The organism is Mycobacterium sp. BMJ-28 (assembly GCF_054404835.1).
Genome location: NZ_CM136783.1, coordinates 310,204 through 332,027, shown reverse-complemented (window position 1 = coordinate 332,027; position 21,824 = coordinate 310,204). Strand labels below are relative to the sequence as shown.

Genomic DNA, 21,824 nt, shown 5'->3' with positions numbered 1-21,824 from the left:
CTCGGCGCAAACATCCGCACCACCTGCGCGGGCGACGGGCAAGTACCGATTCGATGCTACGCGATGCCCGTGACCGACGCGGTCGGCACGTTATCCCGTTGCCGCCCAAGGCTTGCGCGGGTTCACCGCGAATTGGATCACCCGGTACGGCGCATTGTCCGCCGGGGCCGTGTGCCACTGGCTGACGAACACCCGCAGCTCGTCCAGGGTGGACGCGGGCGAGATGTAGCCGCCGTAGGGCTGCGCCAGGCTGTTGTCATCGGCGTCCGGCAGATCCTCCGGTGCGTCCGGCCACGGTGAGGCTGTCACCACCGTGGTGACCGGCGCGGCACCCAGCCGGGTCGGATCGTCGGCGACGCGTACCTCCATGTTGCCGTTACCGGAGTTGAAGTACGACAGCACGGTCTTTCCGTCGATCTGGCGCACACTGAGTTCTCCGGCCGAGTCGCCCCACAACGGTGTGGGGGGATGTCCCCAGCCCTGCCCACCCGACCACCCCTGCCAGCGACTGCGGTCGGTGAAGTCCTTCGGCGGGACGCGGTACAGGAACACCGGGCTGCTGCGGTCGAAGTTGTCGGCCACGATGTACACCCAGCCACTCTGCGAATCGGGGGTCGGGATGGGATCGTAGTATCCGCTGATCTGCGACTGCGCACCGCCGGCGAATGCGGCGTCCCGTTGCGAGTTCGGCACCGTCGGCCAGTTCGGCTGTGCCGCATCGGCTTTCACCAGCCGCGAGGACGCCGGCCGAAGGTTGTGGGTGGTGGTGACCAGCATGTAGTTGTCCCGGTTGATCGACACGATCCCGGCCGGCAGCTGGGACGCGCCCGCCGGTGGGCGATCGGCCAGCAGCGGCGCGGTGACACCGGTGACCCCGGTGACGCGCAGACTGTCGAGAATCGAGTCCGGGTCGACGTGCAGCGCGACGGGCGAATACCAGTTGCCGAATCCGACGCCCTGCCCGGCGAAGCTGTCCCCACACACCTGCAGCATCCGGCTGGGGAACTCCATGAACTCGCACAGGTCGGTCGCACCGATACCGTAATCACCGGTGTCGGTGCCCGTTCCCGCCACCGGGCCGAGCCGGATCACCTGACCCGGCGCCAACCCGAGGTCCGCACCGGCCGTGGGCGCGAACACGAGCATCAAAACCGCCGAAACGGTATTCCAGAAGGCGTTTACTCGCACTTTTCCTTCTGGAATACCGTTTCGGCGCAAAATCTCAGAGCTGCGCGGCCAGCAGTTCGGCGATCTGGATGGTGTTCAGCGCCGCGCCCTTGCGCAGATTGTCGCCGGAGACGAAGAGCGCCAGCCCGCGTCCGCCCGGAACACCGGGATCTTGGCGGATCCGGCCGACCAGCGACTCGTCGGCACCGGCGGCGGCCAACGGCGTCGGGACGTCTACCAGCTTCACCCCCGGCGCGTCACGCAGCAGTTCCTGGGCGCGCTGCACCGAAATGGGTTCGGCGAACTCGGCATTGATCGACAACGAGTGCCCGGTGAACACCGGTACCCGCACGCAGGTGCCCGACACCAGCAGCTCCGGAATGCCGAGAATCTTGCGGCTCTCGTTGCGCAGCTTCTGATCCTCGTCGGTCTCACCGGAGCCGTCGTCGACCAGCGAGCCGGCCAGTGGCACCACGTTGAAGGCAATGGGCGCAACGTATTTCACCGGAGCCGGGAAGTCGACCGCGCGGCCGTCGTGCACCAGTCCCTCGACGCCACCGATGACCGCACGGGCCTGGGTGGCCAGCTCCTCGACACCGGCCAGGCCGGTGCCCGAGACCGCCTGGTAGCTCGACACGATCAACCGGGTCAGGCCGGCCTCGTCGTGCAATGGCCGCAGCACCGGCATCGCCGCCATGGTGGTGCAGTTCGGGTTGGCGATGATGCCCTTCGGGCGATTCGCCGCATCGCGCTCGAAGTTGACCTCGCTGACGATCAGCGGGACCTCGGGGTCTTTACGCCATGCCGAGGAGTTGTCGACGACGACGGCGCCGGCGGCGGCGAATCGTGGTGCCTGCACACGCGACATCGTCGCGCCGGCGGAGAACAGCGCGATGTCCAGCCCGGACGGGTCGGCCGTCTCGGCGTTCTCGACCTCGATCTCCTGCCCGCGGAAACTCAGCTTCTTGCCCTCGGAGCGGGGTGAGGCGAAGAACCGCACGGAGGTGCTCGGGAAATTCCGCTCCTCGAGCAGGGCCCGCATCACCTGGCCGACCTGACCGGTCGCGCCGACCACACCGATGTTCACCATTTATCTCCCCCGTCGCTTCGCTCGCCCCACGGCCTATCTCCCCCGTCGCTTCGCTCGCCCCACGGCCTATATCCCCGTCCCGGCGTACACAACAGCTTCCTCGTCGCCGCCGAGGTGGAAGGCCTCGTGCAGCGCGCCGACCGCCTTGTCCAGCTCGGTGTCCTTGATCAGCACCGAGATCCGGATCTCGGAGGTGGAGATCAGGTCGATGTTGATCCCGGCGTCGGCCAGCGCCTCGCAGAACGTCGCGGTCACACCGGGGTGACTGCGCATACCCGCGCCGATCAGCGACACCTTGCCGATGTGATCGTCATAGAGCACCTGGGAGAAACCGATCTCCTCGCGCAGCGCGGTCAGCTTCTCGACCGCACCCGGACCGTTCTCCCGTGAACAGGTGAAGGTGATGTCGGTCTTACCGTCCTCCACCTTGGAAATGTTCTGCAGCACCATGTCGATGTTCACATCGGCGTCGGCGAGGGCGCGGAACACCTGGGCCGCGTAGCCCGGGACGTCGGGCAGCCCGACGACGGTGACCTTGGCCTCGCTGCGGTCGTGTGCGACTCCGGTGAGGATGGCGTCTTCCATGGGGATGTCCTCGATCGATCCTTTGACAATGGTTCCTGGTTTGTCCGAGTACGACGAGCGGACGTGAATCGGCACGTTGTATCGGCGGGCGTACTCGACGCAGCGCAGCATCAGCACCTTGGCGCCACACGCCGCCATCTCCAGCATCTCCTCGAAGGAGACGGTGTCCAGATGCTTGGCGTTGGGCACGATGCGCGGGTCGGCGGTGAAAATACCGTCCACGTCGGTGTAGATCTCGCACACATCGGCGTGCAGCGCGGCGGCCAGGGCGACGGCCGTGGTGTCCGAGCCGCCGCGGCCCAGCGTGGTGACGTCCTTGCTGTCCTGGCTGACGCCCTGGAAGCCGGCGACCAGCACGATCTGGCCCTCGTCCAGCGCCTCGCGCAGGCGGGTCGGGGTGACGTCGATGATCTTGGCGTTGCCGTGCGTACCGGTGGTGACGACGCCGGCCTGTGAACCGGTGAACGAGCGGGCTTGGGCACCCAGCGACTCGATCGCCATGGCGACCAGTGCGTTGGAGATGCGTTCACCGGCGGTGAGCAGCATGTCCATCTCGCGGGCCGGCGGCGCCGGGGACACCTGCCGAGCCAGGTCCAGCAGGTCATCGGTGGTATCGCCCATCGCGGAGACGACGACGACCACGTCATGGCCGGCCTTCTTGGTTTCCACGATGCGCTCGGCGACGCGCCGAATCCGATCGGCGTCAGCCACCGATGATCCGCCGTATTTCTGCACGACGAGCGCCACTGTTTACCTCTCCAACGCCGGGAATGTCCCCACAAGGATAAGGGGTCGGCGCGCTGGTTTTTACCCCTCCACCTGCCGGTAGCGTGGGCGGTCATGACCGATCGGCTGGCGCGCACCAGCGTGCCGATCCATCCGCCCATCGCTGCCCGCTGGAGTCCGCGGGCTTTCGACCCCGTCGCAGTGGTCCGTCGCGGCGATCTGACCGCATTGCTGGAGGCGGCGCGCTGGGCGGCCACCTGGGGGCACCGGGAGCCGGTGCGGTATCTCGTGGGCGTACGCCCGGACGCCACGTTCGGCGCGCTGGCGGGCCTGCTCAAACGCGGTAACGCCTACGCCAAAGCCGCGGGCGCGCTGATCCTGGTGTGCGCCGACGACGGGGACGATGAGCGCACCGCGCGCTACGCCGCCCTGGATGCGGGGGCTGCCATCGCGTCACTGAGTATCGAGGCCGTCTCCCGCGGCTTGATCGCGCATCCGATGGCGGGTTTCGACACCGACGGTGCACGGACGGCGTTCGGGCTGGCGCCCGGGCTGCGCCCGCTGGCCGTGGTCGCCGTCGGATCGCTCGGCGACTACGCGCAGGCCGACGAGGCGGTCCTGGAGCGGGACGGCCGGCCACGCCAACGGCTGCCGCTGGAGCAGCTCGTTCTGAACTGGCCGCTGTAACCCCGGTCAGGGCCGGGGCAGCCGGCGGTGCAGCGGGTTGGTCGTCACCGGGGTGGCGCGCCGGCCGGTACCGGGTAGCGCGCTGACCACTTGCGGGGAGTCGGCGCTGGCCCGGGTGCGGTCGTGTAACCGCATCGCCGGGGTGGCACCGATGCCCAGCGCCGGGGCGCCGATCAACCGCCGCGACGGCGTCGCGCATTCGGGACAGGCATCGTGGCGGGGCACGTCCGCCATCGGGTAACTGACGCTGAAGTCCGGGCAGTCACCCGGGCAGCGGAATTGATAGCTGGGCATGCCGAACACGATAACCCTTCGCCGGCAGCGTCATACGTTGTTAACGCGCGCGATCCAGCGGCCCTATGTACGCTGCTCTGAATAATTCCATTTGGAATCATGAGGTCTTTTCGCCAACACCCCGGAGGTCGCCGTGCCCGAGCTGCTGTTCCCGCTGGATTCGACGAAGAAGTTCACCGAGCAACAGATCGTCGGCCACAACCGCTGGCACCCCGACATCCCCGCGGCCGTCACCGTGAAGCCGGGCAGCAGCTTTCGTGCGCACTGCCGGGAATGGTTCGACGGCGCGATCGTCAACGACGACTCCGCCGAGGACATCCTCAACGCGCCCCTGAAAGGGGTGCACTGCCTGTCCGGCCCGTTCTCCATCGAGGGCGCCGAACCCGGCGACCTGCTGATCGTCGACATCCTGGACGTGGGCCCGATACCGCAGGAGGATTCGGGGCCACTGGCCGGCCAGGGCTGGGGTTACACCGGAATCTTCGCCAAACAGAACGGCGGCGGTTTCCTGACCGACCAGTTCCCCGACGCCTACAAGGCGATCTGGGATTTCGCCGGCCAGAGCGCCACCTCGCGCCACGTGCCGAGGGTCAAATACACCGGGATCGTGCACCCGGGCCTGATGGGCACCGCGCCCTCGGCAGCCCTGCTGGCGAAATGGAATGCCCGCGAGGGTGCGCTGATCGCCACCGACCCCGACCGGGTTCCGCCGTTGGCCTTGCCGCCCGAGCCGCAGGACGCCATCCTGGGCACCCTGGCGGGTGCCGACTTCACCCGTGTCGCCGGCGAGGCCGCACGTACCGCCCCGCCCCGGGAAAACGGCGGCAACCAGGACATCAAGAACCTGACCAAGGGCAGTCGGGTGTTCTATCCGGTGTTCGTGCCTGGCGCCAACCTGTCGTTCGGCGACCTGCATTTCTCGCAGGGCGACGGTGAGATCACCTTCTGCGGGGCCATCGAGATGGGCGGCTTCCTGGACCTGCACGTGGACCTGATCAAGGGCGGCATGGACACCTACGGCGTCCACGAGAACGCCATCTTCATGCCCGGCAACACCGACCCGCAGTACTCGGAGTGGATCGCATTCTCCGGAACATCGGTCACCCTCGACGGCGAACAGAAGTACCTGGACTCCGACCTGGCCTACCAGCGTGCCTGTCTGCACGCCATCGATTACCTGACCAAGTTCGGTTACAGCCCGGAACAGGCCTATCTGCTGCTCGGGTCCGCACCCATCGAAGGGCGGCTCTCCGGGGTGGTGGACATCCCGAATTCCTGTGCGACGGTTTATATCCCGACGGCGATCTTCGACTTCCCGATCGCTCCGTCCGCGACAGGCCCGTACCAGATCGACCCCGGCATGGGCGCACCGCACGCCAGCTTCTGAAGACCTCAGGCCGGTGCGAGGTCCTGGCCGCGCAGGGTGGCCAGGACCTCGCCGAGGCGCTCGGACGCACCGGCGTTGTGCGCCACCAGTGCCGCGAGTTGCTCCGATTTCGCCAGCCGGTTTCGCGCCCGCTGGTAGGCCGCCGAGCCGCGCCGGGTCTGGTACACCAGGACCCGGCGCCGGTCGGCGACATCGACCTTGCGCAGCACCAAGTTGTCGTCGACCATGCCGTCGATGAGCCGCGTCAGACTGGGTCCGGGCAGCAGCGTCACCGTTCCCAGCTCCGACATCGCCTTACCCTGCCCGCCAGCCAGCGCACTCAACACGTGCCACTGGGCCACCGTCATCCCGTCCAACTGGGTGGCCACCGCCCGATCCAGTTCCTGCACGACGGTTTTCGCCAGCCGTGACAGTTCTTCGACGGCTGCGGGGATGCCCGGGATGGTGTCCATATCGCCTGCGAGTTTACCCGGCGATCGCCGAAACTTTCAGCTGGAAAGAAATGTGCGCGGCTCGGGAGTATGTTGACACTCATCGCCGCGGCGGTGGTGTCAGGTACATGCGGGATCCATCGTCGTCGTCCCAGGGTTCGGGTGAGGTGTTTGAGGATATGGAACGCAACCGCGACGCTGTCGACATCGCGCTGGTGGTGCCGCTGAGCGGGCCGGCCGGAATGTTCGGACCGTCGTGCGAGGTGAGTGCCGAGCTCGCGACGGCCGATATCAATGCGGCCGGCGGCATTCTGGACCGCCCGGTGCGGGTGCACCCGATCGACGCCGGCGCGCCGCTGTGGGCGCTGTCGGCACAGATCCGCCGACTGGTCGACAGCGGCAGCATCGACGCGGTAGTCGGATGGCACCTGTCCAACGCCAGGCAGGTGATCACCCCGCACACCGCAGGCCGGATCCCGTACGTCTACACCACCTTCTACGAAGGTGGGGAGAACACGCCGGGTGTCTACATGGTGGGCGAGACACCCGAGCAGCAGCTCTTCCCGGCACTGCAGTGGCTGCGGGCCAACGAAGGTATCCAGCGCTGGTGCATCGTCGGCAACGACTACATCTGGCCCCGCCAGACCGCCGCGGTCACCAGGGACTACATGCGCACGGCCGGTCTCGACTTCGTCGGCGACTCCTTCATCCCGTTGGGCGGCCGGGACTTCCGGGATCCGTTGCAGCTCATCGGGTCCTCCGCGGCCGACGGTGTGCTGGTGCTGATGGTCGGCGCCGACAACGCCGCGTTCAACCGGGCGTTCGCGCGCGCCGGTCTGCACGAAGACAAGATCCGGCTCGCCCTGATGATCGGTGAGGATGTGTTGTGCGCCAGCGGGAATGGCAGCACGCACGGCCTCTACACCGCGTGCGGTTACTTCGAGAGTCTGTTGACGCCCGAGAACATGGGTTTCGGATCACGTTACGAGCAGCGGTTCGGCCAGGCCGCTCCCGCCCTGAACAATATCGGCGAGTCCTGTTACGAGGGACTGCTTCTGCTCTCGGCGCTGGCCGGCGCGGCGGGCAGCCTGCAGGTCCGGGCCATCGACCGGGTTCGCTCGTCGGTGTCCTATCAAGGACCGCGCGGTGAGGTGGCGATGCAGGGTGCGCACACTCATCAGCCCGTGTTCCTGGCCGACACCGCCGATGTCGAGTTCCGGGTCATCGACCAGCTGAGCGCCTGACCGATGTCCCGGAACCCGAACCGTCAGACGCCCGGGCGGCTCACTTCGGCAACCGGCGTCCGCGCCGACGCGGGATCGGCCTTCTTGCACATGTCGTGGCAGTCCTTGGTCAGCGTGCAGGTCAGCGAGGACACCGCGCCGTGGTGGAACGGGCAGTCGTGCACCATGTCCGGCAGCTCGTAACTCTTGTTGTCCACCACGTCGAGCAGGGTCTGCCCGGCCCACAGCGGCTCCTTCTCGATCTCCTCACGCAACGGGTTGGGCCGGGCCAGGTAGTACTTGCCTTTGGTGGCGATGCAGATGATCGGCGACAGCACGAACGCCAGCGTCAGCGCCAGATACGGTGACCATGCCGCCATCAGCGGCCCGAAGGCGTTGAAGAAGGCCAGGATCGAGAACAGCGAGCCGACCATCATCGAGACGAAACCGACCGGATTGATGCTGTACAGGTACGCGCGCTTGAACTCGACGTAGGGCGGGCTGAGTTTGAGCAGCGGCTTGTTGATGACCAGGTCGGCCACGATGGCGCCGACCCAGGCGATCGCCACATTCGAGTAGAACCCGAGAATCGCGTTGAGCACCGAGAACATGTCGCCGAGCATCAGCGACAGGGCGATCGCGATGTGCAGGGCCAGATAGATGACCCGGCCGGGGTGCACGTGCAGCACCCGACTGAAGAAGTTCGACCAGGACAGCGAACCCGAATACGCGTTGGTGACATTGATCTTCACCTGCGACAGCAGCACCATCAGCGTCGCCAGCGCCAGGGCGGCGGTGTCATTGTGGATGACGGCGCCGAACCCGCCCAGGAACTGCTCGATGGGTTCGGTGGCCGCGGTGAATCCCACCTTGCCCGCCACGTAGAACGCCAGGAACGCCCCGCAGATCTGTTTGGCCGCGCCCAGAATCACCCAGCCCGGCCCGGCCGCGAGCACCGCGCCCCACCATCGCCACGCCGGAGTCTCGGATTTCTCGGGCATGAAACGCAGATAGTCGACCTGCTCACCGATCTGGGCGATCAGCGACAGTGCCACGCCCGCACCGGCTCCCACCCCGATCGCCGTCACCCGATCGCTGCCACCGTCACCCGCCCAGGACAGGAAGCCGTGGAAGCCGGCCGGGTCGGCGGACGCGATGAAGGCGATCGGCGCCACGAACAGCACCAGCCACAGCGGCTGCGTCCACACCTGGAATTTGGCCAGGGCGGTCATGCCGTAGAGCACGAGCGGGATGATGATCAGCGAACCGATGATGTAACCGAGGGCCAGTGGCAGATGGAAGGCAAGCTTCATCGCCTGCGCCATGATGGCGCCTTCCAGGGCGAAGAAGATGAAACAGAAGCTGGCATAGATCAGGCTGGTCAGCGTCGATCCGAAGTATCCGAAACCCGCCCCGCGGGTGAGCAGGTCCATGTCGATGTTGTACTTGGCGGCGTAATAGGCGATCGGGATGCCGGTGAGGAAGATGGTCACGGCCGCCACCAGGATCGCCACCACGGCGCTGGCCGAGCCGTGCGTCACCGCGATGGACGCCCCGATCGAATAGTCGGCCAGGTAGGCGATGCCACCGAGCGCGGCGACCGCACACGCCATCGGGCTCCACTTGCGAAATGACTTGGGCGCGTAGCGCAAGGAAAAATCTTCGATGGTGTCCTGGCTCGCCCAATTGACGAACCGGTTCCATGGTCCCGAGCCGGGCGGTGCGGCGGCGGGGTGCACCGCCACCTCCCCCACCGGTTGCTGAGATGACGTCATTAAGGTCTCCTCGCCGCACCCGCATTCGAACGAGCGGCAGTTTCACGAAGGGTCCGCATCTCGGACGGCATTGGCCGCGCGGCTTGGGCTATGACGGAATCGCTTCCGTCGCAGCGAAACTAACATCGTTACTTCCATATGGCACTAATCCAAATGAAACGTTACGCCGCGGACACGAGCCGTTTACGTACTGCGGTCGCGCGACAGCCGGCGGACCGCAGGATCACCACAGCGGTCGTTAACGCGCCCGCAACACCAGGTGTGGATTCACGTAACAGAAACATCGTCTACTGCCAGTGATCGGCCTGGTGGCCGCACCCGTTCAGGAGATGTATATGGATACCGGAACCACCGCGTTCATGCTCTGTTGCATCATCGGCCTCACGATGATGATCCCCGGCCTCGCGCTGTTCTACGGCGGCATGGTCTCGGTGAAGAGCTCGACCAACATGATGATGATGACCTTCGGCGCAGTCGCGATCGTCGGCGTGCTGTGGGTGCTGTTCGGCTTCTCGATGACATTCGGCACCTCGACCGGCGGCCTGGTCGGCAGCGTCACCGAATTCGCCGGCATGAAGGATCTCTTGTCGACGCAGACCACCATCAACGGTCTCCCGGTCAGCCTGTTCGCCTTGTTCCAGGCATTGTTCGCCGCCATCACGGTGGCGCTGATCTCCGGTGCGGCCGCCGATCGGATGAAGTTCGGCGCCTGGATGCTGTTCGCGACGTTGTGGGCCGTGCTGGTCTACTTCCCGGTCGCCCACTGGGTGTTCGCCTTCGACGGCGTGGTCACCAAGGATTCGGTCGGCGGCTGGATTGCCAACAGCCTCAAGGCAATCGACTTCGCCGGTGGTACCGCGGTGCACATCAACGCCGGCGCGGCGGCACTGGCCGTGGCGATCGTGCTCGGCAAGGCCGCCAACTGGGGCCAGCTGCGCAAACCGCACAACGTGCCGTTGACGCTGCTGGGCGCGGGCCTGCTGTGGGCCGGCTGGTATGCGTTCAACGGTGGCTCCGCGCTGGCGGCCGGCAACTCCGCTGCCATCGTCATGGTGACCACCTTCGTCGCCACCTGCGCCGCCACGCTGGCCTGGCTGGCCGTGGAGAAGTTCAAGGACGGGCACGTCACCGGCGTCGGTGCCGCGGCAGGTGCCATCACCGGCCTGGTCGCCATCACCCCCGCATGCGGTGCGGTCACCCCGGTCGGTGCCATCGTGCTGGGCCTGGTCGCCGGCGCGATCTGCCCCTTCGCCGTGGGCCTGAAGGAAAAGTTCGGCTACGACGACTCGTTGGACGTGGTCGGCGTGCACCTGGTCGGTGGCGTCATCGGCACCCTGATGATTGGCTTCCTGGCCAGCGATTCCATGCCGAACGCCACCAACGGCCTGTTCTACGGCGGCGGCTTCGGTCAGCTCTGGAAGCAGGCGATCGCCGCGGGCGCGGTGATGGCGTACTCGTTCGTCATCGCCTTCATCATCGCCTTCGCTATCAAGAAGACCATGGGCATCCGCATCTCGCCCGAGGACGAGGAGAAGGGCATCGACACCCACGTCCACCGGGACGCGGCTTACGAGCTCGCCCCCGCCTGAATCCAACCCGGCTCCGGCCGGCGCAGTACCCACTGCGCCGGCCGGTCACCGGGGTTTCTTTGGCCCATTCGAGTTTCACCATACGATACAGTGGTTCACATAAGGAGACAGTCATGCCACCCGACCTCGCCACCCTCGCCACCGCGTCCGACACCAGATTCATCCTCGCCCTGTTCGTCGATCTACGCGGAAAGCCCTGCGCCAAGCTGGTTCCCGTCGAAGCCGTCGACCAGCTCGCCAGCGAGGGAGTGGGCTTCGCCGGTTACGCCGTCGGCGCCATGGGCCAGGAACCCAAGGATCCCGACCTGGTCGCCGTCCCCGACCCGGCGTCGTTCACCCCGATCCCCTTCATCAAAAAAGGTCTGGCGCTGGTGCACTGCGATCCGCACGTGCACGGCACACCGTGGCCCTACGCGCCGCGGATCATCCTCAAGGGCCTCATCCAGCAGGCCGCCGACGCCGGCTTCGAGCCGTGGGTCGGCGCCGAGGTGGAGTACTTCCTGCTGCGACGCGACGCCGAGGGCAATCTGTGCACCGCCGACGCCGCCGACACCGCCGCTCAACCCTGTTACGACGCACGGGGTGTCACGCGGATGTATGACCACCTCACGGCGATCTCGACGGCGATGAACGCGCTGGGTTGGGCCAACTACGCCAACGACCACGAGGACGGCAACGGCCAGTTCGAACAGAATTTCGCGTACGCCGACGCCCTCACCACTGCCGACCGGGTGATCACCCTGCGGTACCTGCTGTCGATGATCGCCGCCGAACGCGGCATGGTTGCCACCTTCATGCCCAAACCGTTCGCCGACCGCACCGGCAGCGGACTGCACCTGCACCTGTCGCTGACCAGCGCGGGCACCCCGGTGTTCCCGGCCCAGGACGATGCCCTCGACACAAGGGGTCTCGGGCTTTCCGACACCGCCTACGGATTCATCGGCGGCATCCTGGACCACGCGTGCGCGCTGCAGGCCGTCGTCGCGCCGACCGTCAACTCCTACAAGCGCACCGGGGCCACCAGCACCGCATCGGGTGCCTCCTGGGCGCCACGCAAGGCCAGTTACGGCGGCAACGACCGCACCCACTACATCCGGGTCCCGGACAACCAGCGCATAGAACTGCGCGGCGGCGACGGTGCGGCCAATCCGTATCTGGCCATCGCAGCCGCACTCGGCGCAGGCATCGACGGCATCAAACGCAGTCTCGACCCCGGGGCCGTCGGCGCGCAGGGCCCGTCCACCTTGCCGCCCACCCTGCTGCACGCCGTCGACGAGCTGACGGCCGACCCGGTGATCTCCGGGGTGCTGGACGCCGCAGGCGCCGGTGTCGCCGGCTACTTCGCCGACCTCAAGCGTGCCGAGTTCTTCGCCTACCACGGCACCGTCGCGCCGTGGGAAATCGATTCCTATCTGACCGCCTTCTGACAAGCCAAGGGAGACAAGATATGTGCGGAATCGTAGGGTTACACCTGCGCACACCGGAGCTCTATCCCCGGTTGGGCGAACTGCTCACCGGGATGCTGTGCGAGATGTCGGATCGCGGATCCGATTCGGCCGGGGTGGCCGTCTACGGTGACCCGGTGTGGTCACCGCCCGGGCGGGGCTGCGTGTCGGTCACCGATCTCGGCGCGGCGCCGGATCTGGGGCCGGATGTCACGGTGGTCCAAGTGGATTCCACCTACGTGCTCACCGCGGATGCACCGTCGGAAGAACTGCTGGCCAGGGTGCGGGCCGCGCACCCGGACGCACTGGTCGCCGGTTTCGGCGCGGATCTGGCCGTGCTCAAGGGGGTCGGTAGTCCGCGTGCGCTGGCAGACGGCTGGGGCCTGGCCAAGGCCCAGGGCTGGCAGGGTGTCGGACATACCCGGATGGCCACCGAGTCAGCGGTGACCCCTTCGGGCTGCCATCCTTATACCGTCGGGCCGCAGCAATGCCTGGTGCACAACGGTTCGTTCGCCAATCACGCTTCCATTCGCCGCGGATTGCGCCGCGCCGGAGTGCAATTCGACAGTGAGAACGACACCGAGGTGGGTGCCCGGTTCGTCGCCGAGCAGCTGGCGCAGGGCCGCGACGTGGAAAGCGCCCTGAAGGAGCTGTGCGCCACCTTCGACGGTTTCTACACGCTACTGGTGTCCGACCGCGACTCGTTCGCGGTGGTACGCGACGCGATCGCGTGCAAGCCTGCGGTGATCGCCGAGACCCCCGACTGGGTGGCGATGGCCAGCGAGTACCGCGCGTTGGCCGGGCTGCCCGGCGTCGCGCAGGCCAAGATCTGGGAGCCCGAGCCCGAGGTGGTGTACGCATGGACACGCTAGCCAAGTACGACTTGGGCACAACGACTTTGCGCGAGGTGAACACCGCACTGCACCAGCCGGGCATCGAAGGCGAGTTCGTCATCGCCCACGCCGACGGCGCCCACAATGTCGCCGTCGGGCTCAACGCGCCGGTGCGGGTACGGGTCGAGGGGCACGTCGGCTACTACGCCGCCGGGATGAACCAGCTCGCCGAGATCACCATCGACGGCAATGCCGGAACCGGGGTGGCCGAGAACATGATGAGCGGCACCGTGCGCGTCACCGGCAATGCCTCGCAGTCGGCGGGTGCCACCGCACACGGCGGGCTGCTGATCATCGAAGGTGACGCCGCGGCGCGGTGCGGAATCTCGATGAAGGGTGCCGACATCGTCGTCGGAGGCGATATCGGCCACATGAGCGCCTTCATGGCTCAGGCCGGACGGCTGGTGGTGCGAGGCGATGCCGGTGAAGCCCTTGGTGATTCGATCTACGAGGCGCGCCTCTACGTGCGCGGCGAGGTCGCCTCGCTCGGCGCTGACTGCGTGGCCAAACCGATGCGCCCCGAACACCATGCCGAACTCGCCGAGCTGCTGGCCGCGGCCGGCTACACCGACGACACCGCCGATTACACCCGTTATGGCTCAGCCCGAAACCTTTACCACTTCCACGTCGACAATGCGAGCGCCTACTGATGACTAGTCATGACGACCGGGCCCGGCTGGGCCTGCGCGAATCGGCCACCTTCGACCGGCCCACCATCGCCGCGATCCAGCGGGCCGCCGAGACGGGCATCTACGATATCCGCGGCTGGGGCGCCAAACGTGCCCTCCCGCACTTCGACGACCTGCTGTTCCTCGGCGCCTCGATGTCCCGCTACCCGCTGGAGGGCTACCGGGAGCGGTGTGGCACCGATGTGGTGCTCGGCGATCGACACGCCAAACACCCACTGCACCTGGATATCCCGGTCACCATCGCGGGCATGAGCTTCGGCGCACTGTCCGGGCCGGCCAAGGAGGCGCTGGGACGCGGCGCCAGCGAGGCGGGCACGTCGACCACCACCGGTGACGGCGGGATGACGCCGGAGGAACGCGGTCAGAGCAAAAACCTGGTGTACCAATACCTTCCGTCGCGTTACGGGATGAACCCCGACGATCTGCGCAAGGCAGACGCCATCGAGGTGGTGCTGGGCCAGGGCGCCAAACCCGGCGGCGGCGGCATGCTGCTGGGACAGAAGATCTCCCCACGCGTCGCCGGGATGCGCACCCTGCCCGAGGGGATCGATCAGCGCAGCGCCTGCCGGCACCCGGACTGGACCGGACCGGACGATCTGACCATCAAGATCAACGAGCTGCGGGAGATCACCGACTGGGAGAAACCGATCTATGTCAAGGTGGGCGCCACCCGCACCTACTACGACGTCAAGCTGGCCGTGCACGCCGGCGCCGACGTGGTGGTGGTGGATGGCATGCAGGGCGGCACTGCCGCGACCCAGGACGTGTTCATCGAACACGTGGGCATCCCCACCCTGGCCGCGGTGCCGCAGGCGGTGCAGGCCCTGCAGGAACTCGATGTCCATAGAAAGGTGCAGCTGATCGTCTCCGGTGGCATCCGGTCCGGCGCCGATGTGGCCAAGGCCCTGGCGCTGGGGGCCGACGCCGTCGCGATCGGCACCGCGGCCCTGATCGCCCTCGGCGACAACCATCCCCGCCATGCGGCCGAATACGAAAAGCTGGGCAGCGCAGCCGGTTTCTACGACGACTTCCAGGACGGCCGCGACCCTGCCGGGATCAGCACCCAGGACCCCGAGCTCGCCGCCCGCTTCGACCCGGTCGAGGGCGGCCGGCGGCTGGCCAACTACCTGCGCGTGCTCACCATGGAGGCCCAGACCATCGCGCGGGCCTGCGGCAAGGCCCACGTCACCCACCTGGAACCCGAGGACCTGGTCGCGGTCACCATCGAGGCGGCCGCGATGGCGCGGGTGCCGCTGGCCGGTACGAACTGGATTCCGGGCTCATGAGCGAGACCGCGGATGTCGTGATCGTCGGCGGCGGACTGGAGGGGGCCGCCGCGGCGTGGGCGTTGAGCCAACGAGGCGTCACCGATGTCTTTGTCGCCGAACGGAAGACCGTCGGCTCGGGGATGACCGGGAAGTCCAGCGGCATCGTGCGCTGCCACTACGGGGTCAGCTCGCTGGCCGCGATGGCCACCGTCGGCCTGGAGGTCTTCGAGAACGCCGAGGAGATCTTCGGCACCGACATCGGGTTCCGGCAGACCGGCTACGTCGTCGGGGTCGGCGCACCGAACGTCGAGAACCTGTGCAAAAGCCTGGCCGCCCAGCGCGCGGTCGGGGTGCAGACCGAACAGATCGACGCGTCCGAGGTCGCACGGATGTGGCCGTGGGCCGATCTCACACCGTTCGCCGCGTTCGGCTGGGAGGCCCGCGGCGGTTACGGGGACGCCTACCTGACCGCACAGGCCTTCGCGGTGTCGGCGCGCGCCGCCGGCGTGCGGGTCCGGCAAGGCAGCACCGTCACCGACCTACTCCGCACCGGCGACAAGGTCACCGGGGTCCGGCTGGCCGACGGCTCCGAGATATCGGCCGGCACCGTCATCGTCGCCACCGGGGTGTGGACCCGCCCCTTGCTGGCGCCCTGCGGTGTCGACGTCCCCATCACCGTGCACCGCGAACAGATCATGATGATCAAGCCCGGGCTCGATGTCGGCGACGTGCCGGTGTTCTCCGATCTGGTGTCCCTGCAGTACATCCGGCCCGAACCCAACGGTGAACTGCTGTTCGGCAATTCCGATCTGGTCGAACTCGACGTCGCCGACCCCGATGGATACTCCAATCGCGCCGACGACGCCTTCATCGACATGACCGTCGACAAGATCGGAAACCGGTTCCCCGGCCTCACCGACGCCGCCATCGCCGGTAGTTACGCGGGCTGCTACGACGTCACCCCGGACTGGAATCCGGTGATCTCGCGCACCGATCTCGACGGTCTGGTGGTGGCCGCCGGATTCAGCGGCCACGGATTCAAGATCGCCCCCGCGGTGGGTCGGCTGATCGCCGACCTCGTCGTGGACGGACGCAGTACCGACCCGCGCATCCCGGAGACCGATTTCCGGCTGTCCCGGTTCACCGAGGAAGATCTACTCAAGAGTCCGTACCCGTACGTCGGCGCGGGCGAGATGCGCTAGGACAGGAGTACACAGCCGTGAGCGACGTTCCGCTGCTCCGCAATTCCGGTATCGCCAGGGACCGGGATCCGCAGCTGCCCTCCGACGAACTCGAGTTCGAGGCGGCCATCGGCCGCAACGTGCGCCAGCTCCGGCTGGCGCAGGGGCTGACCGTCGCGGACATGGCGACCCGGGTCGGCATCTCCAAGGCGATGCTGTCCAAGATCGAGAACGCCCAGACCTCCTGCAGCCTGTCCACCCTGGCGCTGTTGGCCAAAGGTCTCGACGTCCCGGTGACCAGTCTGTTCCGCGGTGCCGACGTGGAACGCCCGGCCGCCTTCGTGAAGTCGGGCACCGGGGCGCGCATCGTGCGCAACGGCACCAAGGAGGGGCACGAGTATCAACTGCTGAGTTCGCTGCGCGGGGAGCACAAACGGCTGGAGTGCCTGCACGTCACGCTCACCGAGAAGAGCCGGACCTATCCGCTTTTCCAGCATCCCGGGACGGAGTTCATCTTCATGCTGGAGGGGATCATGGACTACAGCCACAGCCGTTCGGTGTACCGGCTGCACCCGGGGGATTCCCTGCAGATGGACGGCGAGGGGGCGCACGGGCCGGTGGATCTGGTGGAGCTGCCGATCCGGTTCCTCTCGGTGATCGCGTTCCCGGACGCTCAGGTCTGACCTACCCGAACAGCTTGGCGGCCGCGACCGCGATATCGGTGACGGCGTCGCACCGGGGCGGGGTGCTCTCGACCGTGACGGTCGGGCGGATCACCACATCGGAGGGCTGTTGATAGGCGCCGTCGAGCAGCTTGCGGCGCATCGGGGCGCCCAGGAAGGCGCTCACCTCACAGAGTCGGGTGTCGACGAACAGCTCGACGCCGTCCCGGGTGCGCTGCGCCCGGTTGTCGGTGTCCGGCGCGAACAACTGTGGTTGCAGCGTGAGCCGGACCGTCGTGCGATCGGCGAGCGTGACGGCGCACATATGCGGTCGAGAGGCGCCGATATCCCAGTGCGCCGCGGGCACCACCTGCAGAATCTCGCACGGATCCCGCTCGGCCAGCGGCGCGGGATAGGAGCCGACGCCATCCCGGATCGGGGGCCGTCCGGCGTCGGGCAGCGGTGCCGCAGCGCCACCGAGCTTGCCGGCGAAGTCGCAGGACTGCTCGGTGATCGGGGTGATCCGCAGCACCGGCTGCACCGGCTCGGGTAGCGGTGGCGCTCCGGGTAGTCGCGACAGCAGCAGCGGTGCCACGTATTCGCAGGGTGAGGGCTCCAGGGTGTCCAACCCCACCCACACACTCACGTATCGCCGGGCACTGTCACCGGGCACCTTGATGTCGATGTCACATTCGTCGAACGCGAACATCGTTCCCACCGAGCCGATTTCGCCGACTTTCCGGAGCGCGTCGCGGGTGAGCAGCCCACACGGATCGACCCGGCGAAGCGCCCGCAGATAGGCCAGCCGGTTCCGTTGCGCCGGGCTCACCGGCGTTCCATAAGTGGGTACCTCGCCGGCGAAGAAGAACGCCGGATCGGGTGCGGCCGCCCGTGGCACTGCATCGACGGCCCGCGCGCACCCGGCCAGGCCGACCAGCACGGCGAGAAACAGGACCTGCACATACCGCGAGGAGCGGGGTTTTGGCGCCACAGCTATGCGGAGTACAGTAACCCACGTGCAGCGGGTGCTCCTTCTCGAACGCCGCGGCGGGGTCTGACCAGACCGGCAACCCGTCGCGGGTGTTTCGCGATGCGCCGGTCTGAAATCCATAGTCGACCCGGAGCAACACCATGAACAGCCCAGACGCTTTCACATCCGCCCGCACCATCATCACGCCCGCAGGCGCCCGCCGCGACGGCCAGCCCAGCTGGAACACCCAGCGCGCCTCCGCCATGCCGGTCAACCGCTACCGGTCGTTCGCGGCCGAAGTGGAGAACATCACGCTGCCCGACCGCACCTGGCCGGACAAGGTTGCCACCCACGCCCCTGGCTGGTGCGCGGTCGACCTGCGCGACGGCAATCAGGCACTGATCGACCCGATGAGCCCGGAGCGCAAGCGCCGGATGTTCGACCTGCTGGTCCGGATGGGCTACAAGGAGATCGAGGTCGGCTTCCCGTCGGCCAGCCAGACCGACTACGACTTCGTCCGCGAGATCATCGAACAGGGCGCCATCCCCGAGGATGTCACCATCCAGGTGCTGACCCAGTGCCGTTCGGAACTGATCGAGCGCACCTTCGAGGCGTGTGCGGGTGCGCCCCAGGCGATCGTGCATTTCTACAACTCGACGTCGATCCTGCAGCGCCGCGTGGTGTTCCGCGCCGACCGGGAAGCGGTCAAGAAGATCGCCACCGACGGTGCCCGGATGTGCGTCGAGGAAGCCAAGAAGTACCCGGAGACCAAGTGGCGCTTCGAGTATTCCCCGGAGTCCTACACGGGCACCGAGCTGGAGTATGCCGTCGACGTCTGCAATGCGGTCGCCGATGTCGTCAAGCCCACCCCGGAGTGGCCGCTGATCGTCAATCTGCCTGCCACCGTCGAGATGACCACCCCGAACGTGTACGCCGATTCGATCGAGTGGATGAGCAGGCACCTGTCTCCCCGGGAGGCCATCATCCTGAGCCTGCACCCGCACAATGATCGCGGAACCGGCGTTGCCGCAGCGGAATTGGGCTATCAGGCCGGCGCGGACCGGATCGAGGGCTGCCTGTTCGGCAACGGTGAGCGCACCGGCAATGTCTGCCTGGTGACACTGGGGCTGAACCTGTTCTCCCGCGGGGTGGACCCGCAGATCGACTTCTCCAACATCGACGAGATCCGCCGCACGGTGGAGTACTGCAACCAGCTGCCGGTGCACGAACGCCATCCCTACGGCGGCGACCTGGTGTACACCGCCTTCTCCGGCAGCCACCAGGACGCCATCAACAAGGGCCTGGACCAGATGAAGGTCGACGCCGACGGAATCGGCTCAGACGTCGATGAAATCCTCTGGCAGGTGCCGTATCTGCCGATCGACCCGAAGGACGTCGGGCGCACCTACGAGGCCGTCATCCGGGTCAACTCGCAGTCCGGCAAGGGCGGGGTGGCCTACATCATGAAGGCCGATCACGGCCTGGTGCTGCCGCGGCGGCTGCAGATCGAATTCTCCAAGGCCATCCAGCAGATCACCGACGGCGAGGGCGGTGAGGTGTCGCCGAAGGCCATCTGGGACGTCTTCGCCGACGAGTACCTGGCGCCCATCACTCCGTTGGAGCGGATCCGGCAGAAGGTGGACGCGGCCGAGGTCGACGGCGGTACCGACACGATCACCGCGACCGTGCTGGTCGACGGGACCGAACGGGAGATCGTCGGTGCCGGTAACGGACCGCTGGCGGCGTTCTGCGACGCGCTCGGCGCCGTCGGCTACCACGTGAACGTGTTGGACTACTCCGAGCACGCCATGTCCGCCGGCGAGGAGGCCCAGGCCGCCGCCTACGTGGAGGCCTCGATCGACGGCAAGACGGCGTGGGGCGTGGGCATCGCGACGTCCATCACCACGGCGTCACTGCGCGCAGTGGTTTCGGCCGTCAATCGCGCCGCGCGTGGCTGACTACGCTCTGGTCCCCCGGTAGAACGCCACCGGGCCGACCAGCCTCAGCCGTCGCGATCCCAATTCCGCGCATTCGAATCCGGTCGCTCGCAGCAGCCCCGGCAGTTCGTCGGCGCCGGATGTGGCCGACAGGTGGCGGCCGACCACATCGACGATGTGCAGGCTGCCGCCGGGGGTCAACACCCGGAATGCCTCGGCCAGCGCGGCACCCTTGGCCTCCGGGTCCAGGTGGTGCAGCATCATCGAGGACAGCACCCGGTCGAACGCGCCGTCCCCGAACGGCAATCGCTGGGCGTAGCCCTTCTCGAACGTCACGCCAGGGCATTTCTTGCGGGCCCGGGCCAGCGCCCTCGGGTCGGGATCGATGCCGGTCACCTGGGACGAGGATTGCGAGCGCCGCACCCGTGAAGTGAGATTTCCTGTGCCGCAACCAATTTCAAGCACTCGTGCGCCGGCGAACAACCCGGCTTGGGCAATCAGTTCGTCATAGGCCGGCGGCATACCGAGGACGCGGGTGAGCAGGTCATATCCGGGCAGCAGCACGTCGCGCCCCGCGGCGGGCAGGTAGTCATGCTTGTTGCCGATTGCCCGGATGACCGAATGCGGATGATCTTTCGTCATCTCCCCATCGTGCCGAGGCACTGAACTCCGATGTTGGGTGATCTTTGGCAATATTTGGATTATCTTCGGTCCATGACGTCATCGGTCCGGAGCCGGGACGGCGTGCCCGTCTACGCGTACCCCAGAGCCGCGGACACCGAACCGGTCGCGGTGATCCGGTTCTTACCGGACAGCGTCATCGACAAGCGCCGGCATATCCACGACTTCCCGGTCGTCGCCTACTTCGCCGAACGCGGTTCGGTGCACGTCGTCGCCGCAGGCGACCCGATCGATCCGGCATGGATTCGCGATCAACACGGCGGAGTCGTGGTGTTCTTCGACGCCGCCGCACTCGGTGACGCTGCGCGCTCCCCATGGCCCACCTGGCGCAGCCATCCACTGCTGTTCCCCTTCCTGCACCACCACACGGGCGGAATCCTGCACCTGCAGGTCCCGGCCGAGCGGAAACTGTTCTGGGACAACTCGATCAGCGCGATGGAAGCCGAACTTTCAGCACGACACGAGGGCTACCGGCAGGCCGTTCTCGCCCACCTCACGCTGCTGCTCATCGACCTGGCCCGGATCACCGAGGACGTGGTGGCCGATCTGCGCCGCAGCGGCGAACCGCTGATCGCCGACGTCTTCGCGGTGATCGAACGGCGCATCGGCGAGCCGCTGTCGCTGCGGGATGTGGCCGCCGAACTGGGCTTGACCCCCGGACATCTCACCACCGTGGTACGCCGCCGAACCGGACGCACGGTGCAGGAATGGATCGCCGAACGGCGGATGACCGAGGCCCGGTCCCTGCTGGCCGAGACCGACCTGGCGATCGCCGAGATCGCCCGACGCGTCGGCATCGCCGACCCCGCGTACTTCGCGCGCCTGTTCCACCGCAGGCATGGGGTACCCCCTCGGCGGTGGCGAGAGCGGTAAGAGGGCACCAGATATTGGGGTGCAGGCGAGTCGACGCCACTGCCGCTTGTGTCGTCGAACACCCACGGAGCGGACACCGACTGCACCGCAAGCCCTTTCGCTCCCCTGCCGATCCGCCGAACCACTCGGTCACGGAGCCGGCCTGCGCTCGTAACGGGTCAGCGCGCAAAGCGTAACGACTTGATGCACATGCGTACACGACGATCACCAGGGTGATAGCAATTGCGGTAGCGGTAGCTGGATGGAGGTCCGTATGCGATCAGATTGCCCG

General features: G+C 67.1%; 20 protein-coding genes. 12 read left to right on the top strand and 8 right to left on the bottom strand.

Translation table 11 applies throughout. The annotated features are described in order from the left end of the window. Positions 1 to 90 precede the first annotated feature (90 nt). From ACXPWS_RS01630 to ACXPWS_RS01620, 3 genes are all read right to left on the bottom strand, one after another. Positions 91 to 1,146, bottom strand: coding sequence for a DUF4185 domain-containing protein (locus ACXPWS_RS01630; RefSeq protein WP_458710768.1), 1,056 nt, complete (start codon positions 1,144 to 1,146; stop codon positions 91 to 93). A gap of 76 nt (positions 1,147 to 1,222) precedes the next feature. Beyond that, entirely contained in the window at positions 1,223 to 2,257 is a 1,035-nt protein-coding gene (locus ACXPWS_RS01625) for an aspartate-semialdehyde dehydrogenase (RefSeq protein WP_458710767.1), read from the bottom strand. A gap of 66 nt (positions 2,258 to 2,323) precedes the next feature. Next, a complete protein-coding gene (locus tag ACXPWS_RS01620; RefSeq protein WP_458710766.1) occupies positions 2,324 to 3,589 on the bottom strand; it encodes an aspartate kinase in 1,266 nt (421 codons plus the stop codon). 93 nt (positions 3,590 to 3,682) lie between these two features. Here ACXPWS_RS01620 and ACXPWS_RS01615 point away from each other — a divergent pair, with 93 nt between their 5' ends. Further along, positions 3,683 to 4,255 (top strand): nitroreductase family protein, encoded by a 573-nt coding sequence (locus ACXPWS_RS01615; protein ID WP_458710765.1) that lies wholly within the window; start codon positions 3,683 to 3,685, stop codon positions 4,253 to 4,255. Positions 4,256 to 4,261: 6 nt separating this feature from the next. On the opposite strand, the gene ACXPWS_RS01610 is transcribed toward ACXPWS_RS01615, so the two are convergent. Beyond that, positions 4,262 to 4,549, bottom strand: a complete 288-nt coding sequence (locus ACXPWS_RS01610) for an FmdB family zinc ribbon protein (protein WP_458710764.1) — start codon at positions 4,547 to 4,549, stop codon at positions 4,262 to 4,264. A 133-nt stretch (positions 4,550 to 4,682) separates the two neighbouring features. On the opposite strand from ACXPWS_RS01610, the gene fmdA reads away from it, so the two are divergent. Further along, positions 4,683 to 5,936, top strand: a complete 1,254-nt coding sequence (gene fmdA / locus ACXPWS_RS01605) for a formamidase (protein ID WP_458710763.1) — start codon at positions 4,683 to 4,685, stop codon at positions 5,934 to 5,936. Positions 5,937 to 5,941: 5 nt separating this feature from the next. Here fmdA and ACXPWS_RS01600 read toward each other — a convergent pair whose 3' ends face one another. Beyond that, on the bottom strand, positions 5,942 to 6,388 hold the full coding sequence (locus ACXPWS_RS01600; protein ID WP_458710762.1) for a MarR family winged helix-turn-helix transcriptional regulator: 447 nt from the start codon (positions 6,386 to 6,388) through the stop codon (positions 5,942 to 5,944). A gap of 158 nt (positions 6,389 to 6,546) precedes the next feature. On the opposite strand from ACXPWS_RS01600, the gene ACXPWS_RS01595 reads away from it, so the two are divergent. Then, entirely contained in the window at positions 6,547 to 7,611 is a 1,065-nt protein-coding gene (locus ACXPWS_RS01595) for a substrate-binding domain-containing protein (RefSeq protein ID WP_458710761.1), read from the top strand. Between the two features lie 23 nt (positions 7,612 to 7,634). On the opposite strand, the gene ACXPWS_RS01590 is transcribed toward ACXPWS_RS01595, so the two are convergent. Beyond that, the gene (locus tag ACXPWS_RS01590) at positions 7,635 to 9,365 is read right to left on the bottom strand and encodes a purine-cytosine permease family protein (RefSeq protein ID WP_458710760.1); all 1,731 of its coding nucleotides are present in this window, start codon (positions 9,363 to 9,365) and stop codon (positions 7,635 to 7,637) included. A 335-nt stretch (positions 9,366 to 9,700) separates the two neighbouring features. Here ACXPWS_RS01590 and ACXPWS_RS01585 point away from each other — a divergent pair, with 335 nt between their 5' ends. From ACXPWS_RS01585 to ACXPWS_RS01555, 7 genes are all read left to right on the top strand, one after another. Next, on the top strand, positions 9,701 to 10,954 hold the full coding sequence (locus ACXPWS_RS01585; RefSeq protein WP_458710759.1) for an ammonium transporter: 1,254 nt from the start codon (positions 9,701 to 9,703) through the stop codon (positions 10,952 to 10,954). Between the two features lie 113 nt (positions 10,955 to 11,067). Then, the gene (gene glnT / locus ACXPWS_RS01580; protein ID WP_458710758.1) at positions 11,068 to 12,381 is read left to right on the top strand and encodes a type III glutamate--ammonia ligase; all 1,314 of its coding nucleotides are present in this window, start codon (positions 11,068 to 11,070) and stop codon (positions 12,379 to 12,381) included. Between the two features lie 20 nt (positions 12,382 to 12,401). Continuing rightward, positions 12,402 to 13,271: a class II glutamine amidotransferase domain-containing protein gene (locus tag ACXPWS_RS01575; protein ID WP_458710757.1), complete on the top strand. Its 870-nt coding sequence runs from the start codon at positions 12,402 to 12,404 to the stop codon at positions 13,269 to 13,271. Next, positions 13,259 to 13,942, top strand: coding sequence for a GltB/FmdC/FwdC-like GXGXG domain-containing protein (locus ACXPWS_RS01570; RefSeq protein ID WP_458710756.1), 684 nt, complete (start codon positions 13,259 to 13,261; stop codon positions 13,940 to 13,942). Before ACXPWS_RS01575 ends, ACXPWS_RS01570 begins: the two co-directional genes overlap by 13 nt. After that, positions 13,942 to 15,267, top strand: coding sequence for an FMN-binding glutamate synthase family protein (locus ACXPWS_RS01565; protein WP_458710755.1), 1,326 nt, complete (start codon positions 13,942 to 13,944; stop codon positions 15,265 to 15,267). Before ACXPWS_RS01570 ends, ACXPWS_RS01565 begins: the two co-directional genes overlap by 1 nt. Further along, the gene (locus ACXPWS_RS01560; RefSeq protein WP_458710754.1) at positions 15,264 to 16,451 is read left to right on the top strand and encodes an NAD(P)/FAD-dependent oxidoreductase; all 1,188 of its coding nucleotides are present in this window, start codon (positions 15,264 to 15,266) and stop codon (positions 16,449 to 16,451) included. The genes ACXPWS_RS01565 and ACXPWS_RS01560 overlap by 4 nt, the downstream gene beginning before the upstream one ends. A 17-nt stretch (positions 16,452 to 16,468) precedes the next feature. After that, positions 16,469 to 17,113, top strand: a complete 645-nt coding sequence (locus ACXPWS_RS01555; protein WP_458710753.1) for a helix-turn-helix domain-containing protein — start codon at positions 16,469 to 16,471, stop codon at positions 17,111 to 17,113. A gap of 1 nt (position 17,114) precedes the next feature. Here the strand turns inward: ACXPWS_RS01555 and ACXPWS_RS01550 are convergent, their stop codons facing one another. Continuing rightward, the gene (locus ACXPWS_RS01550; RefSeq protein WP_458710752.1) at positions 17,115 to 18,083 is read right to left on the bottom strand and encodes a hypothetical protein; all 969 of its coding nucleotides are present in this window, start codon (positions 18,081 to 18,083) and stop codon (positions 17,115 to 17,117) included. A 140-nt stretch (positions 18,084 to 18,223) separates the two neighbouring features. On the opposite strand from ACXPWS_RS01550, the gene leuA reads away from it, so the two are divergent. Next, positions 18,224 to 20,020 (top strand): 2-isopropylmalate synthase, encoded by a 1,797-nt coding sequence (leuA, locus tag ACXPWS_RS01545; RefSeq protein ID WP_458710751.1) that lies wholly within the window; start codon positions 18,224 to 18,226, stop codon positions 20,018 to 20,020. Here the strand turns inward: leuA and ACXPWS_RS01540 are convergent, their stop codons facing one another. Next, positions 20,021 to 20,641 carry a class I SAM-dependent methyltransferase gene (locus ACXPWS_RS01540; protein ID WP_458710750.1) on the bottom strand — a complete coding sequence of 207 codons (621 nt, stop codon included), beginning with the start codon at positions 20,639 to 20,641 and terminating at the stop codon, positions 20,021 to 20,023. 72 nt (positions 20,642 to 20,713) lie between these two features. On the opposite strand from ACXPWS_RS01540, the gene ACXPWS_RS01535 reads away from it, so the two are divergent. Beyond that, positions 20,714 to 21,553 (top strand): helix-turn-helix transcriptional regulator, encoded by an 840-nt coding sequence (locus tag ACXPWS_RS01535; RefSeq protein ID WP_458710749.1) that lies wholly within the window; start codon positions 20,714 to 20,716, stop codon positions 21,551 to 21,553. Positions 21,554 to 21,824: the final 271 nt, after the last annotated feature.